The following is a 24,770-nucleotide window of genomic DNA, read 5'->3' as shown; positions in this document are numbered from 1 at the left end:
CCCCAATAGTACTTTCGGCGGGACGTTGGACCTCTGGGCGCACGATCAGGTTGGCGGCGCTTACTATTCAGGCAAATGCCGACCCAGCCGATCGAGCATTGCGCGCCCATCGGCACGAGACCGTGCTGCCGTTTGCGGGCAACACCGGCCAAAACAAAGCCGGCCGCGGATTGCTCCACGGTCGGTTGTCGAGTGGGTCCGAGCCGGCGGCTGCTGCCGCCGGCTGTCGTGACATCAGGCTGGCGCTCTGCTGCCCTGGATGTCGACACCGGAGCCGCTGGTGATATCGACGTCCTTGGTGTCCTTCAGGAAGAGCAGGCCAACGACCAGCGTCATCACCGCGACACCGATCGGATACCAGAGGCCTGCGTAGATATCGCCGGTCGCGGCCACGATCGCGGTTGCGAGCAGTGGCAGCATGCCGCCGAACCAGCCGTTGCCGATGTGGTATGGCAGCGACATCGATGTATAGCGGATCTTGGTCGGGAACATCTCGACCAGGAACGCGGCGATCGGCCCATATACCATGGTGACATAGATCACCATGATCACCAGGATCAGCTCGGTCATGAACCAGTTGACCTTGGCTTTGTCAGCTGAAGCCGGATAGCCGGCCGCCTTGAGCGCGGCCGTCCATCTGGCATTGTCCCAGCCCTCGACTTTGGTCGGGCCGATCGTCATGTCGACGGACTTCGACCCGGGCACGCTCACGATCTTGAACGAGAGTCCCGACTTGGTAAGGAAGTCCTGCGCGCGGTCGCATTGCGTAAAGTTGGACCACGGTCCCACGAAGATGTGGAAGTTACAGGTCGACTGGTCCGCCGATACGGTGATCGGATTCTTCTCGGCGAAAGCTTCAAGGTCAGGATTGACGAAGTGGGTGAGTCCCCTGAACAGCGGGAAGAAGGTGACCGCCGCAATCAAGCAGCCTGCCAGGATGATCTTCAGCCGGCCGATGCGGTCCGACAGCCAGCCGAAAAAGATGAAGAACGGCGTGCCGATCAGGAGCGAGAGTGCGATCAGCGAATAGGCTGAGACATAGTCGAGCTTGAGCGTGATGATGAGGAAGAACAGCGCATAGAACTGTCCTGTGTACCACACCACGCCCTGGCCGGCGGTGGCGCCGAGCAGGGCGAGCAGCACGTATTTATTGTTCGGGTAGTGGAAGAAGCTCTCGGTCAGCGGCGCCGTGGACCCTTTGCCTTCTTCCTTCATCTTCGCAAAGATCGGCGATTCGTTCAGGCGCAGCCGGATGTAGACCGAGAACACCAGCAGGATCAGCGAAATCCAGAACGGAATTCGCCAGCCCCATTCAGCGAACACCTTGGCGTCCATATAGAAGCGGCAGAGCCCGATCACCAGCAACGCCAGGAAGAAGCCGAGCGTCGCCGTGGTCTGAATGAAGCTTGTTGCAAAGCCGCGCTCGTTCGGCCGTGCATGCTCGGCCACATAGGTTGCCGCGCCGCCATATTCGCCGCCGAGCGCGAGGCCCTGGGCAAGGCGCAACGCCACCAACAGGATCGGGGCCAACCAGCCGATGGTTTGGAATGTGGGCAACAGGCCGACCAGGAAGGTCGCGCCGCCCATCACCACGATGGTGACGAGGAAGGTGTACTTGCGTCCGACCAAATCGCCGATGCGACCGAAAATGATGGCGCCGAACGGGCGCACCAGAAAGCCCGCCGCATAGGTTGCGAAGGCGGAGAGCAGTGCCGCTGTGTCGTTACCGGGCGGGAAGAACAGCGAGGCGAAGAATGGTGCCAGCGTGGCATAGAGATAGAAATCGTACCATTCGAAGACTGTGCCGAGCGAGGAAGCGAAGATGACGAATTTCTCGTCCTTTGACATGCCCGCGGCCTTCGCGGACGTTGCAGTCATTGTCGCCATTTGTCCCTCCAAATCGTTGTTGCAACGCTTTGACCCCATGCGCCGGTCTTGCTGCCGGATGGACTCATGGGCTTGGCTTTCACGGTAACATCGCCGTAAAACCTCTCCCAATACGACTTTCGGCTTTTGCCCGGCCTTTCCACGCGCCGATCGTGCCGCAGCGTCGTCGCGTTGCAGCGCACAAATCCGCGGTTAACCGCGTCGCCGCATGGCAATATTGCGCGCTTGCATGCGACAGCCGGGCAGGGGACAATTGCAAAACCGCTTGGCTGGCCTGCCGAAAACGTCACCGGTTGGCCGCAACGCTTTTCGCAAGAAGTAAATGACCGCTGCCAATACCCATCTCGTCATTGCCGATGACCATCCGCTGTTCCGCGACGCGTTGCGGCAGGCGGTCGCGAGCGTCGTGGCATCGGCTGTCGTCAGCGAGGCCGGATCGTTCGACGATCTCACCGCACTGCTGGAACGGGATTCCGACGTCGACCTGATCCTGCTTGATCTCACCATGCCGGGGATCTCGGGATTCTCCGGCCTGATCTATCTGCGCGCGCAATACCCGGCGATCCCGGTGGTAATCGTGTCCGCCAGCGACGACGCCGGCACGATCCGCAGGTCGCTGGATTTCGGCGCCTCCGGCTTTATCCCCAAGCGCTTCGGTGTCGAAACGCTGCGCGACGCCATCATGAAGGTGATGGAGGGCGACGTCTGGGTTCCGCCGGACACCGATCTCTCCTCGGCCGACGACCCCGACATGGCGCGGCTGCGCGATCGCCTGGTCACGCTGACCCCGCAGCAGGTGCGCGTGCTGATGATGCTGTCGGAGGGCCTGCTCAACAAGCAGATCGCCTATGAGCTCGGCGTCTCGGAAGCGACCATCAAGGCGCATGTTTCGGCGATCCTGCAGAAGCTCGGCGTCGAGAGCCGCACCCAGGCCGTGATCGCCGCGGCGAAGATCGCCGGCGGCCAATGGCGCCAGGGAACGCCAACAGGGTAACAGTTCCATGTCCGGATCCGGCAGGGCGCTGCTGTTCGACATCGACGGCACGCTGGCCGACACCGATGCGCTTCATCTGCAAGCGTTCAATCAGGTGTTCGCGCCGCATGGCCATGTGTTCGATCGCGATCGCGCCTCGAAAGAGCTGATGGGGTTTTCCAATATTTCGATCAGCGAGCGGTTTCTGCCGGGTCGATCGCCGGAGCGCCGGGCGGCCATCATGGCGGAGAAGGAAGAAGCATTCCGCAAGCTCGCGTCGGGACAAATCAAACCGTTAGCGGGTCTGATGAAACTGCTTGCCCTGGCGGATCGCGCTGACGTCCCCATGGTGGCGGTAACCAACGCGCCCCGCCTGAACGCCGAAATGATGCTTTCCGGGCTGGGCATCATGCAGCGGTTCAAGGCTGTGATCATCGGCGACGAGCTTCCACACGGAAAGCCGCACCCGCTGCCGTATCTGGAGGGGTTGCGCGCGGTGCGCGCCGCGCCCGACCTGTCTCTCGCATTCGAGGATTCCCGCTCCGGCGTTCAATCCGCTTCGGCGGCCGGCATCGCGACGATTGGAATACGGACGAGCCTCGGCCATGGCGATCTGCTCGCTGCGGGCGCGATCTGCACGGCCGCGACCTTTGATGATCCGGAACTGGTCGGGCTGGTCGGCAAGACAATGAACTGGTGACATCCGACGAGCGCGCCGCGTCTACTCTGCCCTCTGTTGCACCCGCCACTGGGCGACGGGGGGCCAATGGTGCCAGGGAACGCCGACGACCTAAGACCGTTCCATCTCCGCCATCCCCAGGGCGCTCGCATGGCGAGCCTTGAAGGAGGATGCGCTCATCCTGGCTGCCGCCGCGTGATCCGGTATGCGCAGCGACGAGCCCCGGCGAGAATATGGTCGATGCGCTCGACGGTCACGTCGGTCCCCAGCACGGCGCGGAACACCGCAAGTTCCGAACGACAGAGACCCTGGCAAGCGGTTGCTGCCGCGCAAATCGGGCAGTGGTTCTCGACCAACAGAAAGCTGTCCCGGGTATCCTTGGCCACGCTCGCCATGTAGCCCTCACGGCTTCGAATCCGTGCCAGCGCCGTCAGCTTCTGACGAAGTGAACCCTGCGCGCGGACGAATTTGCGGTAGTTGGCGACGATCGCACGCTCGCGGTGCTCGATCAGCCTTTCCCGGCCGTCGTCGCCAAAGACGTCGCGCATGGATTGCAATAAATCCAGGGTCAAATCGGAGTGGCGATCGGGGAACCGCTCGTGGCCGCGCTGCGTCAACCGCCAATATTTCCTTGGCCGCCCGCGCCCTTCGCGTTGGTCCTCGCTCTCCACCAGGCCTGCCGCCTCAAGCTTGAGGAGGTGCTGGCGCGCGCCGGCCGGGGTCATGTCAAGGCGCGCGCCGATGTCGGCGGCGACCTGCGGTCCGCGCGTCTTCAGGTGAAACAGGATGCGATCCTGACTGCGGTCTTCGTCTTGACTCATGGATTTATTTTAGAAACAAAATGCTATCTAAAATAACCCGGATGTCCATCGCTGGCAACTCCCAGCGTTGGTCCGGAGGGAGGCCCCGACATGGAGCAGGACTCTGTCCGGGAAGGGTGGCGATCGCTCTTCAAACGGGAATGGATTCCGACGCTCGCGATCCTGCTTGGCGGGGTGCTGCTGCAATCCATGAACGTATTGCTGCTGACGACCGTGCTGCCGTCCATCGTCGGTGAGCTCGGTGGCGTCGCAATGTTGAGTTGGCCGACCACCGCCTACCTTGCCTCCTCCATCGTCGCCGCAAGTTGTGTTGGCGTGCTCGCGACCGCAGTTGGCTCCCGAACAGTTTATTGCGTGGGCGTCACGATATTCGCCCTCGGCGCCCTGCTTTGCTCGATGGCTCCGGCCATGGGCTGGATCGTTGTCGGCAGGCTCATTCAGGGATTCGGCGGCGGCCTGGAGGCTGCCGTCGCCTATGTGCTGGTCCGCGGAACGTTCCCGGAATCGGCTTGGTCAAGGACGATTGCACTGATGTCGACCAGTTGGAGCATGTCAGTTCTGATCGGTCCCCTCGTCGGCGGGGTGTTCGCCCATTTTGGCAACTGGCGCAGTGCCTTTGTCACGACCGCCGTTATTGCCGTTGTCCTGGCAATAAGCGCCTTCTTCATCTTGCCGTCGGTGACGGCCCGTGGAACGTCACCCCTGCGCGTGCCCGCCGGACGGGTCGCCCTGATCTGCCTCGCGATTGCTGCAACGTCCGCCGCATCTGTCGTCGCATCGCTGCTTGCGAAATCGGGACTGATCGTCGCGGCGGGCGTCTCGCTCGCGGTGATGTTGCGGCTCGACCGTTTGGCAACGACCCGGCTCCTGCCGAGCGACGCGTTTTCATGGCGCACACAGACGGGTGTCGGGCTATGGCTTGCGCTACTGCTCTGCATCACCTTCAGCCCGCTTCAGATCTACGTGCCCATGTTCCTGCAGCAGTTGCATGGTTTCGATCCGCTCTCGGCCGGCTTTGCCGTCGCCAGCGCCTCGCTGGCGTGGACGATCGCCTCGATTGCAACCGCCGGGGTGTCGGTACGCTGGCCGGATCGATTGATGCTGACGGGGCCGGCAGTCATGGGGCTGAGCCTGATGGCCATCGCGTTTCTCGCGCCGTACGCCACGGCATCCGCATTGCTGCTGGTCTCGGCAATTGCCGCACTGGGTGCGGGCATCGGCCAGTGTTGGCCCTTTGTCGCGCACCGGATCATGGACAGCGCAAGGGCGGGCAACGAGGTCGTTGCGGCCTCATCGGTCCCCACCGTGCAGCAGATGGGCTTTGCATTCGGCGCGGCGATAGCGGGGGTGATAGCAAATGCCAGTGGACTGTCGGCTGCGGTTCCGGATGAGGGAATGGCGCGCACCGCCTTCTGGGTGCCGGCGAGCTTTGCCGTGTGCGCGATACTCGCTTTCCTGACCGGGTTGCGCTTGCGTTCCTTGCGCAAACCCTGAGTTGGCCTCGCCATCCCGCCAATAGCGAACTTTGAAGAGAACTAGCGTGCTACTCTGCCGCCACCAACTGCTGCGCCCGCCACTGGCCGAGCAGGGCGCGGAGCGAGGCTGGTTTGACCGGCTTGTTGAGGATCGCGATGTTTTCCTCGCGCGCGGCGGCGCGGACATTCGGGCTGCGATCGGCCGTGATCAGGATGGCAGGAATGTTTTCGCCGAAGCGGCGGCGGATCTCGCGGATCGCGGCGACGCCGTTGCCGCGGTCGAGATGGTAGTCGACCAGAAGGCCGGTCACGCTGCTGCCGGAGGCTTCGATCGCCGTGATCGCAGCGTCGGGATCGGCCACCGCGATCACCTCGGCGTCCCACGCCGTCAGCAGCGTCTTCATGCCGTCCAGGATCGCCGGGTCGTTCTCGATGCAAACGATAAGCGCGCCGCTCATCGGCGTCTTGGAAAGCGGCGTTGCGCTGGTGACGGCGGCGGTATGATTGATCGCCTTGGCGACCGGCACCGTCACCGAAAACACCGAGCCGCCGCTGGCAGTGGCGTCGATCGCGATGCCATGGTTGAGCACGCGCGCCAGCCGTTCCACGATCGACAGGCCGAGACCGAGGCCGCGAGCGATCCGCGCGCCCTGTTCCAGGCGGTGAAACTCCTTGAAGATCTCGCCGCGTTTCGTCACGGGAATACCGACGCCGGTATCGTAGACTCCGATCTGCAGCGATTGTCCGTGGCGGCGGCACCCGACCAGCACACGCCCGCGCGGGGTATATTTGATGGCGTTCGAGATGAAATTCTGCAGCAGCCGGCGCAGCAGCGAGCGGTCGGATTGCACCGGCAGCGAGCAGGGCACGAAGGCAAGCTCCAGCCCCTTGGCGCGGGCGATCGGCGCGAACTCGATCTCGAGCGAACGCATCAGGTCGGCCATCTTGAAGCTGGAGATCGAGGTCGCCATCGCGCCTGCATCCAGCCGCGAAATATCCAGGAGCGCGCCGAGGATTTCCTCGATCGCCTCCAGCGAGTCGTCGATGTTTTCGACCAGGCGCGAATCCTCTCCGCCGCTCTGCCGTTCGACGAGGCTGGTCACATAGAGCCGCGCCGCGTTGAGCGGCTGCAGGATGTCGTGGCTGGCCGCCGCGAGGAAGCGGGTCTTCGAGATGTTGGCGTCCTCGGCGGTGCTCTTGGCCTGCGCCAGTTCGGAATTCAGGCGGGTCAGTTCCTCGGTGCGGTCGCGCACGCGCTTTTCCAGCGTCGCATTGGCGCGTTCCAGCGCTTCGGCGGCCTCGAAGCTCGGCGTGACGTCGGAGAAGGTGACGACGAAGCCGCCGCCCGGCATCCGGTTGGAGCGGACCTCGATCACCATGTGGCGGTCGGGCAGGCGCTCCAGATAGGGCTCGCCCTCGGTGGTGTAGGCATCCAATCGCCGCTGCAGCAACCCGTCGGGGTCGCCGAAGTCGGCCGGGCTGACGGCGCCCATGAATTCGAGGATTTCCTGCAAGGGGATGCCGAGCTGCACGAGGTGCGGCGGCAGCGCCAGAATTTCACCGAACTGGGCGTTCGAGCAGATCAACTGCAAATCCGCATCGAACACCGCGATGCCCTGGCGCACATGGTTCAGCGCGGTCTGCAAAATCTCGCGGTTGAAATGCAGCGCGGCGTGGGAATCGTCGAGCAGTTTCAGCGCGGCCTTGGCGGAGACGGTTCGCTTGCGCAGCAACAGCGACATCACGAGGCGCGAGGAGGCGGCCCCGATCGAGGAGGCGATCAGGCGTTCGGCGTGTTGCAGCAATTCGAAATCGGCGGGCGCGGCCGGATCGAGATGGCCGGGATGGCCGGCGGCAAAGGCCTCGAAGGCCTGGGCAGCGCGCTCGGGGCCGAGATATTGCGCCACCGTGCTCTGGATGTCCTGCACGGTAACGGTCGTCCGCCAGCGCCGGAACGTCGGCGTGATCGGCGTCAGCGTGTTGGGTACGAACAGATCCGCCTGCAGCCGTTCGATCGACGACGGCCGTTGCGCGATCGACATCACGATGTAGGTCAGGATGTTGAGCGAGAGCGACCAGAGCACGCCATGCATCAGCGGCGGCAGATCGGCGCCGAACAATGCCCGCGGACGCAGCGCCTCGATGCCGAACGGTCCGTGTTGCAGCAGGAGGAGGCCGGTGGGATTACCCTCCAGGAAGCTCGGCAGGAACAGCGTATAGGCCCACACCGCAAAGCCGACGAGCATGCCGGTCATGGCGCCGCGGGCGGTTCCCTCGCGCCAGAACAGGCCGCCGAAGAAGGCCGGCGCCAGCTGGGCAAGCGCTGCGAACGACAGCAGACCGATCGCCGCCAGCTGCGCATTGCCGAGCGCGCGATAGTAGAAATACGCCATCACCATGATGGCGAAGATCGCAAAGCGCCGGATCCTGAGCAGGAAGTCGCCGAAATCTTTTTGGCTGTCGCGCGTCGCGGGGCTGCGCTGCAGCACCAGCGGCAGGACGATGTCGTTGGAGACCATGATGGAGAGCGCGACGCATTCCACGATCACCATCGCGGTCGCGGCCGACAGGCCGCCGACGAAGACGGCAATGCTGAGCAGCGGGGAATCCGCCTCGATCGGCAGCGCCAATACGTACATGTCGCTGTCCACGGCGCCGAACGGAAAGGTGACGAGGCCGGCGATCGCGATCGGAATCACGAACAGGTTGATGGCGACCAGATACAGAGGAAACAGCCAGCGGGCGCGGCTGACCTCCTCGGGGCTGGAGTTCTCGACCACGGTGACGTGAAACTGCCGCGGCAGCAGCATGATCGCGCAGAACGACAGCAGCGTCATGGTGAGGAAATTGCCGATCGATGGCGAATAGTTGATCGCGCGCACCGCCTCCGGAGTCTTCATCGCGCGTTCGATCAGCTCGACGGGCGTGAACATCCAGAAGGTGACGAAGGCGCCGGCGGCGAGAAAGGCCACCAGCTTGACGATGGATTCGGTGGCGACCGCCAGCATGAGGCCGTGCTGGTGCTCGGTGGCGTCGCTCTGGCGGGTGCCGAACAAGACAGCGAATGCCGCCATCGCCAGTGTCACGACCAGCGCGATGTCGCCGATGATCGGGATCGAGGAGAACAGCTTGTCCTCGCTCAGGATCGTCTCGAGCGAGGACGCCACCGCCTTGAGCTGGAGCGCGATGTAAGGCACGGAACCTACGATCGCGATGACAGCCACCGTGCCGGCGACCGCCTGGCTCTTGCCGTAGCGCGCCGCGATGAAGTCGGCGATCGAGGTGATGTTCTGCGACTTGGCGAGCTGGATCACGCGCCGGAGCAGCGGCGTGCATAGCCCGATCATCAGGATCGGGCCGACATAGATCGCGAGGAAGTCGGTGCTGGTGCGGGTGGCGAAACCGACCGAGCCGAAGAAGGTCCAGGAGGTGCAGTAGATCGCCAGCGACAGCGGATAGATCAGCATGCCGGCGCGGCCGCGCTGGCTCGGCGACAGCCGGTCGCCATAGCTGGCGACGCCGAACAACAGGCCGATATAGGCGAAGGCGGCGGCGATTACGCCCCAGTCGTGCAGCATCGCTGCGGGTCTCCCTCTCCGATCGGAAGCGTGCAAGCGCCATGGCCGGAAGAGGTGAGTATAAACGCTTTGGGCCGGCAGCGCACCGCGCTACCGGCCCAATTCCCGGGATTAGGAGGGGTAGGGTTACTCGGCCGCCAGCGATTTCCGCTTCAGCGGCAGGCCGAGACGGTCCCAAACCTGCAGCAGCGCTTCCGCGAGCTGATCGATCAGGCCGTCGTCGTGGTAGGGCGAGGGCGTGATCCTTAAGCGCTCGGTTCCCTTGGCGACCGTCGGATAGTTGATCGGCTGGATGTAGATGCCGTGCTCCTCCAGCAGCATGTCGGAGGCCTGCTTGCACTTCTCGGGATCGCCGACGAACAGCGGCACGATGTGGGTGTCGTTCGACATGACAGGCAGTCCGGCGGCATTGAGGATCGCCTTGACACGGGCGGCGCGGTCCTGGTGGCGCTCGCGCTCCCAGTTCGAGGTCTTCAGATGCCGGATCGCGGCGGTAGCGGCCGAGCAGATCGCCGGCGGCAGCGCTGTCGTGAAGATGAAGCCCGGCGCGTAGGAGCGGACGGCGTCGATGATCTCGGCTTTGCCCGCGATGTAACCGCCGAGGCAGCCGAAGGCCTTGGCGAGCGTGCCTTCCAGCACGTCGATGCGATGCATGACGCCGTCGCGCTCGGCGATGCCGCCGCCGCGCGGGCCGTACATGCCGACCGCATGGACTTCATCGACATAGGTCATGGCGCCGTATTTTTCGGCGAGATCGCAGATCCTGGCCAGCGGGGCTACGTCGCCGTCCATCGAATAGAGGCTCTCGCAGGCGATCAGCTTGGGCCGGTCGGGGCCCGCCGCGATCAAGAGCTCTTCCAGATGCGCCATATCGTTGTGGCGGAAGATCTGGCGTTCGCAGCCGGCCTGGCGCACGCCTTCGATCATCGAATTGTGGTTCAGCGCGTCAGAGAGAATGAGGCAGTTCGGAATAAGCTTGGCGATCGTCGAGATGCCGGTCTGGTTCGAGACATAGCCCGAGGTGAACAGCAGCGAGGCCTGCTTGCCGTGCAGGTCGGCCAGTTCCTGTTCGAGTTGCACCAGCGGATGATGGGTGCCCGCGATATTGCGGGTGCCGCCCGCGCCGGTGCCAACTCTCGTGGCGGTCTCGACCATGGCGCCGACCACCTTGGGATGCTGGCCCATGCCGAGATAGTCGTTGGAGCACCAGATCACGACGTTGCGCTGGCCCTTCGGCGAATGCCAGACCGCATGCGGAAAGCGGCCCGCCATCCGTTCGAGGTCGGCGAAAACGCGGTAGCGCCGCTCGTCATGCAGGCGGTTGAGAGCGGTACTGAAAAATTTGCTGTAATCCATCACACGACCTGGAACCGGAACCGGGGATTGGCGTGGGCTCTTTTTAGAGCCTTTCCAGCTTTGATGTCTATGCGAAATCCCTCATTCGATCGCGGCTCCGGGATGCATCCGAGGCGGATCAAATGTTGATCCGGATCAAGGCGCTAGGCGGGAATTGGGCACCGCATTCCGCGGGCCGGACACGTCCGGGCGTCGACGATCATGCGTCCGGTCTTGAGGCCAACACCGACATCCCTGCCAAGGTAGACCTGATCGCCTTTCGCGGGCGGCTGGCCGGTTTTCGCATATCCGTTTGGACCGGGCCTGCGCTATGGTTCCATGGTCGATATCGGGCCTGTGCTCATTGGCATGGGCTAAGGGCGGAGCCCCAGCCGATGAGCGATACCTCTTTCGAGACGGCGCTGGGCAGACGTGTTGAGGAGATGCTCGACGCGTGCACGCGCTGCGGCAAATGCGTCGAAGCCTGTCCAAGCGTGGCCCCCGCCGGGATCGCGGACACAAGTCCCACCGATATCATCAGCGGCATCCTTGACATCCTGCGGACGGGTGACGGTCCCGAGGCGTCGCGCAAATGGGCGGCGGCCTGCATGCTGAGCGGCGAGTGCATCAAGGCGTGCGACTACGGCGTCAACCCGCGCTTTCTGCTGGCCATGGCGAACGTCGCTATGGCCAAAAGCCAGAACGAACTACCCGAAAGGCGGCGCCGAGGGCTGACGCTATTCCGCGACGACAGCCGCGATGTGACGATGCTGTCGCAGTTGCAGCTCGATCGCGAGGTGCTGGAGCGGCTCGGCCAAAAATCAGCGTCGGCCGCGATACCGGCCGAGGCGCCGGATTTCGTATTCTATACCGGCTGCAATGTGCTGAAGACGCCGCATATCGCGCTGCTTGCCCTCGACATCATGGATGCGCTCGGCGTTACCTATCAGGTGATGGGCGGGCCGAGCCATTGCTGCGGCGTCAAACAGTTCAAGGCCGGCGACGTCGAGATGTCCGGACGCATGGGCGCGAACTCGATCGAGAAGATGTCACACTCGAAATCCGGCCAGGTGATCTCCTGGTGTCCGAGCTGCTACGTCCAGTTCACCGAGACGACGATTCCGGCCATCGAGCGACAAAGCGGCGCGCGTCCGTTCGAGATGACGCCCTTCTTGCTGTTTCTCCGCGATCGGTTGGCTTGGTTGACCCCGCTGTTGCGCCGGGAGGTCAAGATGCGGATCGCGCTGCACCGGCATCCCGGCGTTGCCGGCGTCATGGAAGCCGCCGCGGAAATCCTGCAGGCGATCCCCGGCATCGAGCTCGTCGATCTGCAGCAACCGGCGGTCGGCCTGCAGAGCAACAATCTCCGCGTCCTGCCCGAGTTCAAGCGCGAGTTGCAACGAAATGAGCTTCAGGCGGCGGCTGATGCCGGCGTCGACGCGCTGGTCGCCGTGTATCATTCCGATCATCGCGAATTATGCGCGCACGAACGCGACTGGCCGTTCCGCATCATCAACGTGCTCGACGTCGTCGGCGCGAGCATGGGCCTGTACCGCCACGACCGCTACAAAGAGCTCAAGCTGATGCAGGATGCCGATCAGATCGTCGCCGACTGCAAGGACCTGATCGCGCAACATTCGCTTGATGTCGCGACGGCCCGCAGCATCATCGCCAAGGGGATGCTCGGCGACCAGCCGCTGCCGCTGAAATAGCCGCCGCCGAATGGCGTCCGGCGAGAGGCCGGTGTCAGGTGGTCCGGAACCGCAGCACGCCGTCGCTGACCTCGGAGGTCAGGCGGCCCTCGACCAGCATGTAATTGACATGCGCGACCAGTTCGCCGGAAGCGAAGCCCATCTGGTGCACGTCGAGTGGGTACTTGTTGAACACCACCGGCACCAGCTCCCTCGACGTTTGCGGAACTTCCCGGCAGGCCTCCGCGATCAGGCGGCAGCGGTCCTCGTGATGGTCGGCGAGCTGCTTGATGCGGGTCTTCAGCCCGTAGAACGGCACACCGTGGCCCGGCAGCACCATGACGTCGTAGGGCAGCGTGGTGGTCAGGCTCGCCAGCGAGGCCAGGTATTCGCCGAGCGAGTTCTGGTCGGGCTCGACGGCCCAGACGCTGACATTGGGCGAAATCTTGCTCAGCACCTGGTCGGCCGAGAGAAACAGCTTGTCGGCGGCGCAATACAGCATCACCTGGTCGAGCGCATGGCCGCCGCCGGTGATCACCTTGAAACGCCGCGTGCCGATCACGACCTCGTCGCCATGCGAGATGCGGCGATAGGACGGCGGCAGCACCGAAACCCGCTTCAAATAGTCCTGGCCGCGGCCGAGCAATTTGTCGGTCAGGCTCTCGTCCATGCCGTGACGGCGGAAGAACAGCCGCTGCGCGTTGCGCCGCTCCTCGGTGCCGCGGTTCTGGTGATAGACCGATTGCAGATATTCGACCTGCGACATCTGCAGCGGGCAGTCGAAGCGCTCGATGATCCACCCGGCAAGGCCGACGTGATCGGGATGCGAATGGGTGACGATCAGCCGCGTGATCTTCACATGCCGGAGCGGCCCCTCGAACAGGGCAGTCCAGGCCGCAATGGTTTCCTCATTGCCGAAGCCGGAATCGATCATCGCCCAGCCGTCGCCGTCGGCGAGCAGGTAGATGTTCACGTGGTTGAGCCGGAACGGCAGCTTGAGCCGGACCCAAAGCACGCCGGGCATCACCTCGACGACCTGATCGTGGCCGGGGTGATTTTCCCAGGGGTATCGCAGTGCCTCGGCCGAGGACTGCACCATGTCGGTTTTCGAATGCATGCTACCGGCTTAGCGGTAGAGGCGGCGCCGCGCTAGCCGAAAAAAGTGGGTGCGGGGAAGGGATAAGGACATGGGTCGCCGGCCGGCGTGCGGAATTAGGTAGCCCGGATGGAGCGCAGCGCAATCCGGGAACGGTCGTTTCGCGGTTGTGAAGTCCCGGATTTCGCTGCGCTCCATCCGGGCTAAGATTTTAAGCCGCCCGGATGTTCGACAGGAACGCGTCGATCTCCTCGCGCAGCACGTCGGCCTCGCGGCGCAGCGCGCCGGAGGCGGTCAGCACCTGGCCGGCGGCGGTTCCAGCCTGCGACGAGGCGCTGGAGACACCGACGATGTTGGTGGAAACCTCGCTGGTGCCGCCGGCGGCGTGCTGGATGTTGCGCGCGATCTCGCGCGTCGCCGCACCCTGCTCCTCGACAGCGGCCGCAATCGCGGTGGTCACCTCGTTGATCTCGCTGATCGTGTTGCTGATGTTCCTGATCGCCGAGACCGCCGTCGTCGTCACCGTCTGCATGCTGACGATCTGCTGGCGGATCTCGTCGGTGGCCTTCGCGGTCTGGTTGGCGAGGCTCTTCACCTCGGAGGCGACCACGGCGAAGCCGCGGCCGGCGTCGCCGGCGCGTGCCGCCTCGATGGTGGCGTTCAGCGCCAGCAGGTTGGTCTGCGAGGCGATGGTCTGGATCAGGTCGACCACCACGCTGATGCGGGCGGCGTTATCCGCAAGTCCCTGCATGGTGGCATCGGTCTCGCCGGCGTCGTCGACCGCCTTGCGGGCGATCTCCGCCGAGGTAATGACCTGACGGCCGATTTCCTCGATCGAGGAGGACAATTCCTCGGTGCCCGACGACACGGTCTGCACGTTGGCTGAAGTCTGTTCGGCGGCGGTCGCCACCGCGGTCACCAGTGCGTTCGATTGATCGGCTGTCGCCGACATGCTTTGCGCGGTCGACTGCATCGAGCCAGCCGCGGACTGCAGGCTGTCGAGCGCGGTGCGAACGGTGCTTTCGAACTCGACGATTCGTGCTTCCATGCGGTTGGCGCGCTCGGACTTGGCGATGCGGTCCTTGTCCTGCTCGGCGGAGAGCGCGCGGCTCTGGATCATGCTCTCGCGGAACACCTGCAGCGAATCCGCCATGACGCCGATCTCGTCCTGGTGGTGGGTCTGATAGACCTCCGATTCGAGGTCGCCGCTGGACAGTACTTGCATCGAGCGCTGCAGGTTGCTGATCCGCCGCAGGATGTTGCGGCCGACATAGAGCCAGACGAACAGGATCGAACCGACCAGCGTCGATATGCCGAGGGCCAGCATGACCATGGTCCCGAACGAAATCTCCTGACGCGCCTGCCAGGCCGCGGCGTCGGTTTCCTTCTGCACGGCGTCGACCAGCTGCTGCACGCTGATGCCGAGGCCGACATTGAGCTTGCGGGTTTCCTCCAGAATGGTCTGGCCGTAATCGTCCGCATCCAGCTCCTGCTGGCGGACCTTGAAGACGCCGGTCTTGCCGTCGGCAAGCGCCAGCAGGCTCAGGGTCGTGTTTTGAACGGACCGCATCGCCGTGGTCTTGGGCAGCGCTTCGAGATTCGACTTCACGCGCGCCTGCGCGGTGCGGAAGTCCCTGCCGGTCGCTTCGAGCACCTCGGCGTTGTTGGTCGAAAGCGCGGCGATCATGTCAAACGCCATGAGATTGCCGCTGGCGGCGATGTCGGCGAGCTGGTCGGCGGTTTTGTGGGCCCGGATGGCTTCGGCTTGCGAGAAGTTGGGCGCAGCGTAGATGCTGTAGAGCTCGGTCTGCGCGTCGATTGCCGCTGGTCCCGCAGCAGCCACGAAGCGCCGCTGCGCTTTGCGCACAGCGTCGTAGAGCTTTTCGTGCTGGGCGCCCAGTTCGAGCCGCTCGCGCGCGGCGGCGCCGAGACTCTTGATCACCTCATCGATGTTCTTCATGTTCTCGGTGAGCGCCGCAACGACCGCCTTGTCGGCACCGAGTTCGACGATCTCGCCGAGCTTCTGCAGCGCGATCGCCTGGGTTTCCTTCATTTTTCTGGTTCGATCGTTGAGCGCCTCTTCGCTGCGCGCGGCCAGCAGCGCCGGCCCCTGGCTGGCGAGGCTCGCGCTCTGTGCGGATAGCTGCAGACTGGCGGCGAGACGGGGGATATCCCGGCCGCTCAGATCGACCATGGTCCCGCCGAGTCGCCCGAGCATCAGGCCGGCGCCGGCGGAGATGACGATCGCCATGCCGGCGATGACGGCGAAGGCGGCAAACAGACTGCCCCTGACGCCGAAGCGAAAACCCTTGAGCCTTGAATTGGATTGTGCCGCCATTTGCCCGCTGTCCCGTCTACGCTACCTTGAGATGTTTCCTCGCGCGGCAGTATCCCTGTACCCGGTTAACAAGTTTGGAAGCGGAAGGCTTTTCGCCGCATTTTTGCCGGCAGATTGCTTGCATTTGACCGATTTTTTCCGTGAACCGGAAAACGGGGCCGAAAAACAAAAGGCCGGCTTGAAAGCCGGCCTTCCGCAATTCGCAGTTGCAAGGGCTCAGTAGCGTGCCACCACGGGGCTTGCGAAGTTGAAGCGATAATTGACGCCGAGCTTCAGCGTATGGTCTTCGGTGTGGAAGCTTCCGAATGGCGCCAGCGCGGCAGGGGTCACGAAGCGGGTGCTGCCGAAGTCGTAATACATGTACTCGCCTTTGACCGCCCAGTTCGGGGCGAACATGTACTCGACGCCGGCGCCGACGGTGTAGCCGTTGCTGTGATTGCCATGGAGCAGGAAGGGGATCGGCGCGCCGGCCAGGGTCACCCTCTCGCTGTTGTCGGAATAGGCGTAACCGCCTTTGACATAGAGCAGGCCAAAACCCCAAGTGTAGCCGATGCGGGCCGTGATCGAGCCGAGGCCGCGCTGATCGTTGGTGTAGACATAGCCGCCGGGGAAAGTGGCGGTGAGGTTGCTCTTGCCGAGCCAGGAATACTGGCCCTCGGTGCCGAGCACCCAGTTCGGCGCGAATTGCCAATCGAGGCCGGCCTGAACGCCGCCGAGCAGCCGGGTGCTGGAATCGCTCAGCACCGCGCCGTTGAAGTTGTTGCTGCCGCTGAAGGCGCCGCCGAGATGACCGCCGAGATAGAAGCCGGTCCAGATAGGGACCTGCGGCATATAGACGGGCGCCTGTTTGGAGTAGGGGCGCGCACCGAGATCGGCGCCAAGGGCGGGGGCTGCGGCAGTGAGGGCTGCGAAGGCCACGAGGGCTGCGAGGATCTTCTTCATTGTATTGGTCTCCGAAAACCGTTCGGCGACACCCTCGTGCGGGGCGCCTTCCATGCCCCCGCAATTAGACTGCATTTATCTAAAATGCTGTCACTCCCGGGTGACAGCAGGTGCTAACCCAACCCATTGGCAGACAAACGTTTTTTGTACTTAATGAAGGCCTAATCAAAGGTTAGGAAAGGCTTAATTTTCGAAGTCCGCGAAGCCTTCCGGCAAGCTTTGCTTAACCAATGCGGCGCCGCACGTCGCTGCGCATCTGTTCGCGGAAGGCCTGCCGGCGGGCGGGGCGGTCTTTCACCGGGACGTCGTGGCGGTCGAACACGTTGAACATTTCGAGGATCGGATAGTGGTCGCTGGCCATCGCCAGGATGCGCAGCAGCTCCGCCACCGGCCCGGTCGGGCCGGTGACCTCCCATCGGCGGATGGTGTCGGCGCCATCGGAGGCCGACAGCCCGCAGAGTTTGGCCATGTCGGCCACCGACAACGGCTGGCCGATGGCCTCACCGAGATGCTGGCGAAGTTTCTTCAGTTCCGCTCCGGTCACGGGTTCTCCGTTTCAAATCGACATCTGTGAAGTACGTCACACACCTGATGTGACTTGGGGCGTATACGCAACGCATAAGGTTTCCTGATGAGGAGGCAAACCATGCGCCGATTACTCGAAAGCCTGACCCCCGACGCCCGCCGGATCTACTGGCAATGGGTCGGCGGCATGTTTGCACTTTATGTCGTGCTGTTGCTCACCGCGGCAGGCGTATTCGTCGGTCACGAATCATCGCGCAAGCTGGCGCAGGAACCGGTCACGACTGTGGCAATCGACGGCAAGCAGCGCTCCCTCTCCGACGTCTCGGCGCCGCTGCGGCAGGCCGCGCGGTATGATTGAGAGCCGGGGACGAGGGCCTTAAGTTGATTGGGGCCGGCGAGGAACGATAGCGATCGGGGTGAAGGTATAAACGGCCTCGCCGCCCTGATTGAACATAGTCCATTTCACCAGCACGATGCCTTGCGGCTTTGTTCGCGATGGAGTGAGGCCAACAACCTCTCCTTCGAGATGGAGCGTATCGCCGGGTCGCACCGGCGCCGTCCAGCGTAATTCGTCGACGCCGATCCCTATCAGGGGATGGGGACCGAACGGCCGAATTTGGACGGCGAGGTTCATGGCGATCGCAGCCGTATGCCACCCCGAAGCAGCGAGACCTTTGAATGCCGTTTTTGCGGCAGCGGCTTCGTCCAGATGCATCGGTTGCGGATCATATTCCGCAGCGAAACGTTTGATGTCGCTTTCGGTGATCTGCACATTTTCGCTCTTGAAACGCATCCCCAACGCAAGATCGTCGAACCACTCGATCATCGTGTGCTCCTCCTCAAACGGATCTGCATCGGTCGGCTGGACGGAAATGAACCGCGCTGCTCAGACGCCGATCGCATTCCGCGCCACCACGTCGCGATAGAAGGCTGCGCTGAGCTTTGGCGTCCGGCGCTGCGTCCCGAAGTCGACATGGTAGATCCCGAAGCGCTTCTCGTAGCCGTAGATCCATTCGAAATTGTCCATCAGGCTCCAGAGGAAATAGCCGCGGACCGGCACGCCCTCTGACGTCGCGCGCTGCAATTGCCTGAGATAATTGCGCAGATACATGATGCGATCGAGATCGTAGACCTGGCCATCGTCACGGAGTTTGTCTTCCGACGAGGTGCCGTTCTCGCTGATGTAGATCGTCTCGATGTTCCAGACCTTCGCCGCCAGACGCGGCGCCCAGTAGATCGTCTCGGGGCCGACCCTCAGCCAGTCGGAATTCATGTGCGGGAATGAGGCCGGAAAAGGCAGCACGCGCCAGCCCGGCGCCTTGTCGGACGCGGCGATGTAGAATTGCGGCGCGTAGATGTTGAGGCCGACGAAATCATTGGGCGAGGAAATGATCTTCAATTCGTCGGCAGTAAATTTCGGCGCGTCCTTGCCGGCGTATTGAAGAAATCCGTCAGTGTATTTGCCTTCCAGGATGACGCCGAGGAATCCGGAGTTGAGTTCGCGCGTCGCTATCTCGGCCGCGCGCACATTGTCTGGCGTGTCGAACGCCGGGACGCAGGCCGCGATGTTTTCGGCCGGACCGACCCTGGTGCCCGCGCGTCCATGCGCGCGGATCGCCTGCACGGCGAGGCCGTGCGCCAGCGCCACATGATGGCGGACCTGGTTGACGTCGGCGTCCGGCAGTTTGAGGCCGGGGGCATCGACGCCCCATCCATAGCCGAAATTCACGAACCTTCCGGCTTCGTTGATCGTGAAGATCGACCTGACGCGATCGCTGATACGCGCCGCCACGTGGCCGGCATAATCCCCGAACGCCTTCGACGTTTCGCTGGATCGCCAGCCGCCCACTCTGTCCTCGAGCGCCTGCGGCAGATCCCAGTGATAGAGCGTCGCGTAGGGTTCGATGCCACCCTTGAGCAGTTCGTCGATGAGGCGGTCGTAGAAGTCGAGGCCCTTGGGGTTCGGCTTGCCCGTGCCTTCCGGAAACACCCGCGGCCACGCGATCGAAAAACGGTAGGCCTTGGCGCCCAATTCCCTGATCAGGCCGATGTCTTCCTTGTAGCGATGATAGTGCTCATTGGCGCGATCCCCGGTCGTGCCGTCCTCGATCTTGCCGGGCGTGTGGGTAAACGTATCCCAGATCGAGCGGCCGCGGCCGTCTTCGTTGACGGCGCCTTCGATCTGATAGGACGACGTGGCGGTGCCCCACACGAAGTCTTTCGGAAAACTCGCAAGCCCCGGCCGCTCGGCTGCTGGTTGCGCGGCGGCGTCGGCCGGTGCAGCCGTGATGCCGAGCGCGGACAAGCCTGCAAGCTTTGCAAAATGCCGGCGCGAGAATTTTCCGAACATCATCATCTCCGGTCAGCGTTCGTCGATTTGGTAGGCGGATATCCTGTCGATCTCGAAGGCGACAATATTGGGAGATTCGCCATCGACGAATCCGACGCCCTCGAAAGTCTTCGAGCCCATGGCGAGATTGACGATCATGTACATGGGTTCGTGGAAACCGACGGGAACCTTGATCTCGGAGACCGGCTGGCGGTCGATGAAATAGGTGATGCGGTCCGGCTGCCACAGCACGCCATAATCGTGAAAGACGGTCGGTGCGTCCGGCACCCGGAAGTCGAACCCGCAGCGTTCCACGCGCTGCGTTTCCGGTATCCGCCAATGCGTCGTCATCGCGAGGTCGCCCGGCCGTTGCCCGCGGCCCTCCATGACATCGACTTCCGGCGGCCAGCCGCCGTCGTCGGCGAGCATCCAGAACGCCGGCCATACGCCGACGCCGACCGGTATCTTGGCACGTATTTCGAAATAGCCGTACTTCTGGGAAAACCGGCTCTGGGTCGTCAGGATGCCCGAGATATATTCATTATCGAAGAGAACGGTTTTCAGCGCCGGCGGGGTGCGGCTGGCGACGATCGAGAGAACGCCGTCCTTGACCTTGAACGGGTCGAGGCCGAGCGGCGTTGTTTCCCGTCCGCCATAGCGCGGATCGACATAGATCTGCTGCTCGCCGTTGTAACTGGTCTTGCGCCTGAAGTCGGAGCCGGCGCCGCCCCAATAGCGCGCCTCCGGCCAGGCGGCGCCGCCGGCGTAATGCGGCGCCCATCTTTCATCCAGCAGCGGATGGCTGTCGAAATCATCGTGGAAGGTCCGGTGCAGAGATACCGATGCGAACGATGCGGGGTTCGGCGCCTCGACGCGGCGGCATTTTTCGCCGAGGATGGCGGTCGCGACCTGCAGCGTGAGCTTGGCTGTCGCACCGGCGAGATCGGCCTGCGCGAACGCCGGGACGGCGGCGAACAGGCAGCCGATCGAGACCAGGGCGCGCAGCGTAAATCTCTCGGTTCCCGGTTCGCTTCGACGCGACAGGAGGTCACTCACTGACGATGCCCTCGATCTGACGATCCTTCGGAAACCCGACCGACATGCTCACCTGTTTGAGGTACGTAGTTATACGAGGTGAATGCTTAACGGCAAGGTAGCCAAGTCTGAGGTTGACTAGAGTGCTTGCGATATCGATGGCACGCGTGCGGGGCGTGGGCGTCGGAACCACCGGCAAGATAGTTCATTTTCTTTTCAGTGCTTAAAATTTATAGGACAGCTACCTCAATATTAAGGGCGTACGAAAGTTCTTGAATGCTCGTCTACTTTGTGACGGACGAACCGACGAAGTTACCGGCGATTCGTGCCATGCTCGAACCGCAACACGCCGTGGTGCCCTGGGTGCTGGGCAGCGACGGCACGGGGATCAGGTCGCATGGCGTGCTGATGGTCGACATTGACCTGCGGCAGATGCCGCGCGTCGATCAGCTCAAGTTCGTTTTGCACGAGCTTGCCACCATTCCCGAGAAGCTGTTCGTCGTTCACAATCTCTCCCGTTCGATGGTTGCGCAGGCCCATGCGCTCGGCGCGACCGAGATTATTTCACGCCCCAAGGAAGCGATTCTCAAGGTCGCGCAGATCGAAGAGGCGGAGGTGGCCGCGGAAGAGGACGCGGCAGAGCCGACACCGGATATGGACGAAGGGGTGGTAGCCTTCGCCTCGATGTTTTCGGATGTGCGCCGTGGCAGGCCGCTGAAGCTTGTCGATGCGAAGCGTGCAACGTCGAAGATCATCACCCGCGTCGGGCAGGATGGGCTTTCGAACTGGCTCGATGAAGTGCGCCGCTATCATGAGGGCACGTTTCAGCACTGCCTGCTTGTAACAGGTGTTGCGGTCGCCTTCGGGCTGGATGTCGGATTCTCCGGCGGGGACGTATCGCGGCTCGGAATGGCGGCGACCCTCCACGACATCGGAAAGGCGCGCATTCCTCTCGAGATCCTGGACAAGCCGGGACGCCTCGACCCCGAGGAGGAGGAAATCATCCGGCGTCATCCCGTGATCGGATATGATCTGTTGAAGGGCGTATCGGGCATCAGCGCGGAAATTCTGGATGGCGTGCGGCATCATCACGAATATCTTGATGGCTCCGGCTATCCGGATGGATTGGCGGGCTCGGAGATTTCCGATCTGGTCAGATTGCTGACGATCTCGGATATCTTTGCCGCGCTGGTCGAGTCGAGGCCCTACAGGCCGCCAATGCCCCGGCAGGACGCCTACCAGATCCTCTGCGGCATGGAGGGCAAGCTGGAGGGAGCGCTGGTCAAGGCGTTCCGGAAAGTGGCGCTTGCGTCGTGAACAAACACCTGCCGACACGCCGCGCGGAATGATCGCGATCCTGGGCTGAATTCCCAACTGAGGCCGTTAAATTTATCGGAAGGGGCTGGTGCTGCCAGACAGGATTGAACTGTCGACCTCTCCATTACCAATGGAGTGCTCTACCACTGAGCTACGGCAGCATGCCCGGTATGGGGGAATCGGCCCAAATGGCCGCCCACTAGGCGGCCGGTTCTTGCCACAAGGGCCCCTCTGGCGCAAGCACGCGGGCAGGCCGGAAAGGACCCAAAATCGTCAAAAACCGACGCTGAGGATCGCGACGTCAGGCAATTCGGCAAGTTTGGGCCTTACTCCGGTTCCCGATCTCGTTCTGAGCGGCCGGACTGCAGGTCGCGCAGGCCTGTCGAATATTTGTGGTGTAAGCCGCCTGGTCTCCAGCTCGCTCCAATTCTCGTGATGCCCGGCCCAATCCCGGGCATGCTGCCTCTCATGAGTCCACGCCCTACCAGGTCTTGCGTTTTCGGATGACGTGAGGCCCATTGCTACTTTGCATGGGGTTGTTTTCGCAATTTTGAGTCCGGTGCAGCGATGCACCTACCACCGCATTCCGAGGAATTCGAGGGCATCGATCAGCTCGATCCGGCCTCGGTGAAAGAGCTGTTCGGCCGAATCGCCCGATGTGCCGGGCGCTCGATTGCAGTATGGATGATCGAACCCCACCATCTTTCGGCAATGGCGTCCCCTGACGTCGTTTCAATCAAGGCGTGTTCGACGGACTGACGATGAAGGACGATCAAGACAGGGCTGCGGGTAAGACCAGCGCGGATGTGAAGGATTCACGACGGGACCGGCTGAAGCTGGCGTTGCGCGAAAATCTCAAGCGGCGGAAGTCGCAGGCCCGCGGGCGCAGCGATCCCGCTGCATCTTCCGAAACCACCGATGCATCCCTAGATGACGCCAGCGGAGAAAAGCCTTAGCCAGTAGCGCAGCGGGAAATCCCGATCGCTCGCCGGGTGGCGCGGCACGCTCTCTGCACAGTTCTGTTTCTTTTTTGGGCGGCGACAATGAGTGCAGACACCACGGCCGGTCCGGCGACCGGCGCCAACGCTTACGCGTTTCCACGTCACGAGCAGACATTTCCGGCGCTGACGCATCACGAGATCGAACGGATGCGCCGGTTCGGGGAGCCGCGAAGCTACAGGGACGGCGAAGCCCTGTTCGAGACCGGCAAGGTAGGCCCCGGCATGTTCGTCGTGCTGTCGGGCCATGTCGCGATCACCCAGCGTGACGGCCTCGGCCATGTCACGCCGATCATCGACCAGGGGCCGGGGCAGTTTCTGGCCGAGATCGGCCAGCTTTCCGGCCGCGTCGCACTGGTCGACGGCCATGCCGATGGTGGCGATGTCGAAGTGCTGCTGATTCCGCCGGATCAATTGCGGGCGCTTCTGGTCGCGGAAGCCGAACTCGGCGAGCGCATCATGCGCGCGCTGATCCTGCGCCGGGTCAGCCTGATCCAGGGCGGCGTCGGCGGTCCGGTGCTGATCGGCCCGCCTTCGCTCGGCGACATGGCGCGGCTGCAGAATTTTCTGGGGCGCAACGGCCAGCCGCACCACGTGCTCGATCCCGCAGCCGACAAGGACGCTGCCGACCTCGTGGCGCGCTATGCCACCTCGCGCGCCGATCTGCCGCTGGTCGTGATTCCCGACGGCCGGGTGCTGCGCAATCCGTCGGAGCCGGCGATCGCCTACGCGATCGGCATGATCGGCGACCACAACAAAGAAAAGCTCTATGACGTCGCGGTGGTCGGCGGCGGGCCGGCGGGTCTTGCCACCGCCGTCTACGCGGCTTCCGAAGGATTGTCGGTCGCCGTGTTCGATACGCGCGCGTTTGGTGGTCAGGCCGGCGCCAGCGCCAGGATCGAGAACTATCTGGGTTTCCCAACCGGCATTTCGGGTCAGGCGCTGGCCGGGCGTGCCTTCAACCAGGCGCAAAAGTTCGGCGCCGACATGATGATCCCCGTCTCGATCCGGTCGCTCGATTGCAGCCGCACCGACGGCCTCTTTGCGTTGGCGACCGACTGCGGACAGATGATGCGCGCCAAATCCGTCGTGGTCGCGAGCGGGGCGCGCTACCGCCGGCCCGAGATGGAGAATCTCGAGACATTCGAAGGCCGCGGCGTCTGGTATTGGGCCTCGCCGATCGAGGCGAAGCTGTGCGCCGGCCAGGATGTCGTGCTGGTTGGCGGCGGCAATTCGGCGGGTCAGGCCGCGGTGTTCCTGTCCAGCCACGCGCGCAAGGTCTACATGATCATCCGCGGCGGCGGGTTAGGGGCCAGCATGTCGCGCTATTTGATCGAGCGCATCGAGGCGACCCCCAATATCGAATTAATGTTCAACGCCGAAGTGGTCGGTCTCGAAGGCGATGACGACGCATCGCTGACGCGGGTGCGCTGGCGCAGCCGTCTCGCCCCGGAGGAACATACGCTCGATGCCCGCAATCTGTTTCTGTTCGTCGGGGCCGATCCCGCCACCGGCTGGCTGGATGGCTGTGGCGTCATGGTCGATCGCGGCGGCTTCGTCGTGACGGGCGCGCAATGCAAACAGAAAGACGGGCAGTCGGCGTCGCCGCTGGAAACCTCGGTGCCCGGCGTGTTCGCGGTCGGCGACGTGCGCTCCGGCTCCGTCAAGCGCGTCGGTGGCGCGATCGGCGAGGGCGCGCAGGTGGTGGCGGCGCTGCACGGCTATCTGGCCGATGCCATGAAACCGTCGCT

At 63.4% G+C, this 24,770-nt stretch carries 19 protein-coding genes, 1 tRNA gene and 1 pseudogene; 9 read left to right on the top strand and 12 right to left on the bottom strand.

Translation table 11 applies throughout. The features are described 5' to 3' along the window. Positions 1 to 234: 234 nt before the first annotated feature. Positions 235 to 1,887: an MFS transporter gene (locus KIP88_RS31225; RefSeq protein WP_214491988.1), complete on the bottom strand. Its 1,653-nt coding sequence runs from the start codon at positions 1,885 to 1,887 to the stop codon at positions 235 to 237. A gap of 322 nt (positions 1,888 to 2,209) precedes the next feature. Between KIP88_RS31225 and KIP88_RS31220 the strand changes: the two genes are divergently transcribed. Both KIP88_RS31220 and KIP88_RS31215 read left to right on the top strand, forming a co-directional pair. After that, the gene (locus tag KIP88_RS31220; RefSeq protein ID WP_214491987.1) at positions 2,210 to 2,881 is read left to right on the top strand and encodes a response regulator transcription factor; all 672 of its coding nucleotides are present in this window, start codon (positions 2,210 to 2,212) and stop codon (positions 2,879 to 2,881) included. A 7-nt stretch (positions 2,882 to 2,888) separates the two neighbouring features. Further along, positions 2,889 to 3,560, top strand: a complete 672-nt coding sequence (locus tag KIP88_RS31215; RefSeq protein ID WP_214491986.1) for an HAD family phosphatase — start codon at positions 2,889 to 2,891, stop codon at positions 3,558 to 3,560. 155 nt (positions 3,561 to 3,715) lie between these two features. Here the strand turns inward: KIP88_RS31215 and KIP88_RS31210 are convergent, their stop codons facing one another. Then, positions 3,716 to 4,360 carry a metalloregulator ArsR/SmtB family transcription factor gene (locus KIP88_RS31210; RefSeq protein WP_214491985.1) on the bottom strand — a complete coding sequence of 215 codons (645 nt, stop codon included), beginning with the start codon at positions 4,358 to 4,360 and terminating at the stop codon, positions 3,716 to 3,718. Between the two features lie 90 nt (positions 4,361 to 4,450). Here KIP88_RS31210 and KIP88_RS31205 point away from each other — a divergent pair, with 90 nt between their 5' ends. Then, on the top strand, positions 4,451 to 5,854 hold the full coding sequence (locus KIP88_RS31205; RefSeq protein ID WP_214491983.1) for an MFS transporter: 1,404 nt from the start codon (positions 4,451 to 4,453) through the stop codon (positions 5,852 to 5,854). A gap of 49 nt (positions 5,855 to 5,903) precedes the next feature. Here KIP88_RS31205 and KIP88_RS31200 read toward each other — a convergent pair whose 3' ends face one another. Then, a complete protein-coding gene (locus tag KIP88_RS31200; RefSeq protein ID WP_214491981.1) occupies positions 5,904 to 9,413 on the bottom strand; it encodes a PAS domain-containing hybrid sensor histidine kinase/response regulator in 3,510 nt (1,169 codons plus the stop codon). Between the two features lie 126 nt (positions 9,414 to 9,539). Then, the gene (gene hemA, locus KIP88_RS31195; protein ID WP_214491980.1) at positions 9,540 to 10,769 is read right to left on the bottom strand and encodes a 5-aminolevulinate synthase; all 1,230 of its coding nucleotides are present in this window, start codon (positions 10,767 to 10,769) and stop codon (positions 9,540 to 9,542) included. 374 nt (positions 10,770 to 11,143) lie between these two features. Here hemA and KIP88_RS31190 point away from each other — a divergent pair, with 374 nt between their 5' ends. Next, the gene (locus KIP88_RS31190; RefSeq protein ID WP_214491978.1) at positions 11,144 to 12,460 is read left to right on the top strand and encodes a (Fe-S)-binding protein; all 1,317 of its coding nucleotides are present in this window, start codon (positions 11,144 to 11,146) and stop codon (positions 12,458 to 12,460) included. Positions 12,461 to 12,494: 34 nt separating this feature from the next. On the opposite strand, the gene KIP88_RS31185 is transcribed toward KIP88_RS31190, so the two are convergent. The 4 genes from KIP88_RS31185 to KIP88_RS31170 form a co-directional block, all read right to left on the bottom strand. Then, complete coding sequence (locus KIP88_RS31185; RefSeq protein ID WP_214491977.1) at positions 12,495 to 13,556, bottom strand: MBL fold metallo-hydrolase; 1,062 nt, start codon at positions 13,554 to 13,556, stop codon at positions 12,495 to 12,497. Between the two features lie 190 nt (positions 13,557 to 13,746). After that, the gene (locus tag KIP88_RS31180; protein ID WP_214491975.1) at positions 13,747 to 15,873 is read right to left on the bottom strand and encodes a methyl-accepting chemotaxis protein; all 2,127 of its coding nucleotides are present in this window, start codon (positions 15,871 to 15,873) and stop codon (positions 13,747 to 13,749) included. A gap of 216 nt (positions 15,874 to 16,089) precedes the next feature. Beyond that, complete coding sequence (locus tag KIP88_RS31175) at positions 16,090 to 16,815, bottom strand: outer membrane protein (protein ID WP_214491974.1); 726 nt, start codon at positions 16,813 to 16,815, stop codon at positions 16,090 to 16,092. Between the two features lie 223 nt (positions 16,816 to 17,038). Then, positions 17,039 to 17,359 (bottom strand): DNA-binding transcriptional regulator, encoded by a 321-nt coding sequence (locus KIP88_RS31170; protein ID WP_214491969.1) that lies wholly within the window; start codon positions 17,357 to 17,359, stop codon positions 17,039 to 17,041. Between the two features lie 102 nt (positions 17,360 to 17,461). On the opposite strand from KIP88_RS31170, the gene KIP88_RS31165 reads away from it, so the two are divergent. Further along, positions 17,462 to 17,698, top strand: coding sequence for a hypothetical protein (locus tag KIP88_RS31165; protein WP_214491966.1), 237 nt, complete (start codon positions 17,462 to 17,464; stop codon positions 17,696 to 17,698). An 18-nt stretch (positions 17,699 to 17,716) separates the two neighbouring features. Here KIP88_RS31165 and KIP88_RS31160 read toward each other — a convergent pair whose 3' ends face one another. From KIP88_RS31160 to KIP88_RS31150, 3 genes are read right to left on the bottom strand one after another with little or no spacing between them, the layout of a single operon-like run. Then, complete coding sequence (locus tag KIP88_RS31160; RefSeq protein ID WP_214491965.1) at positions 17,717 to 18,166, bottom strand: MaoC family dehydratase; 450 nt, start codon at positions 18,164 to 18,166, stop codon at positions 17,717 to 17,719. A 60-nt stretch (positions 18,167 to 18,226) separates the two neighbouring features. Next, entirely contained in the window at positions 18,227 to 19,690 is a 1,464-nt protein-coding gene (locus KIP88_RS31155) for a GH1 family beta-glucosidase (protein WP_214491964.1), read from the bottom strand. Positions 19,691 to 19,702: 12 nt separating this feature from the next. Continuing rightward, positions 19,703 to 20,725, bottom strand: a complete 1,023-nt coding sequence (locus KIP88_RS31150) for a glycoside hydrolase family 16 protein (protein WP_308163681.1) — start codon at positions 20,723 to 20,725, stop codon at positions 19,703 to 19,705. A 255-nt stretch (positions 20,726 to 20,980) separates the two neighbouring features. Between KIP88_RS31150 and KIP88_RS31145 the strand changes: the two genes are divergently transcribed. Beyond that, positions 20,981 to 22,021 carry an HD-GYP domain-containing protein gene (locus KIP88_RS31145; protein ID WP_214491963.1) on the top strand — a complete coding sequence of 347 codons (1,041 nt, stop codon included), beginning with the start codon at positions 20,981 to 20,983 and terminating at the stop codon, positions 22,019 to 22,021. Positions 22,022 to 22,107: 86 nt separating this feature from the next. Here KIP88_RS31145 and KIP88_RS31140 read toward each other — a convergent pair. Further along, positions 22,108 to 22,182: transfer RNA gene (locus KIP88_RS31140), tRNA-Thr, on the bottom strand. Between the two features lie 421 nt (positions 22,183 to 22,603). Here KIP88_RS31140 and KIP88_RS48565 point away from each other — a divergent pair. The 3 genes and pseudogenes from KIP88_RS48565 to KIP88_RS31130 form a co-directional block, all read left to right on the top strand. Next, positions 22,604 to 22,696 (top strand): annotated as a pseudogene (locus KIP88_RS48565) (TIGR01459 family HAD-type hydrolase); the annotation flags it as partial. A gap of 68 nt (positions 22,697 to 22,764) precedes the next feature. Next, positions 22,765 to 22,977 (top strand): hypothetical protein, encoded by a 213-nt coding sequence (locus tag KIP88_RS31135; protein WP_308163680.1) that lies wholly within the window; start codon positions 22,765 to 22,767, stop codon positions 22,975 to 22,977. Between the two features lie 87 nt (positions 22,978 to 23,064). Further along, on the top strand, positions 23,065 to 24,770 hold a 1,706-nt coding region (locus tag KIP88_RS31130; protein ID WP_214491962.1), incomplete at its 3' end, for an FAD-dependent oxidoreductase.

This window comes from Bradyrhizobium sp. SRL28 (assembly GCF_018596315.1).
Classification (GTDB): domain Bacteria; phylum Pseudomonadota; class Alphaproteobacteria; order Rhizobiales; family Xanthobacteraceae; genus Bradyrhizobium.
This window is presented reverse-complemented; position numbering and strand designations above follow the sequence as displayed.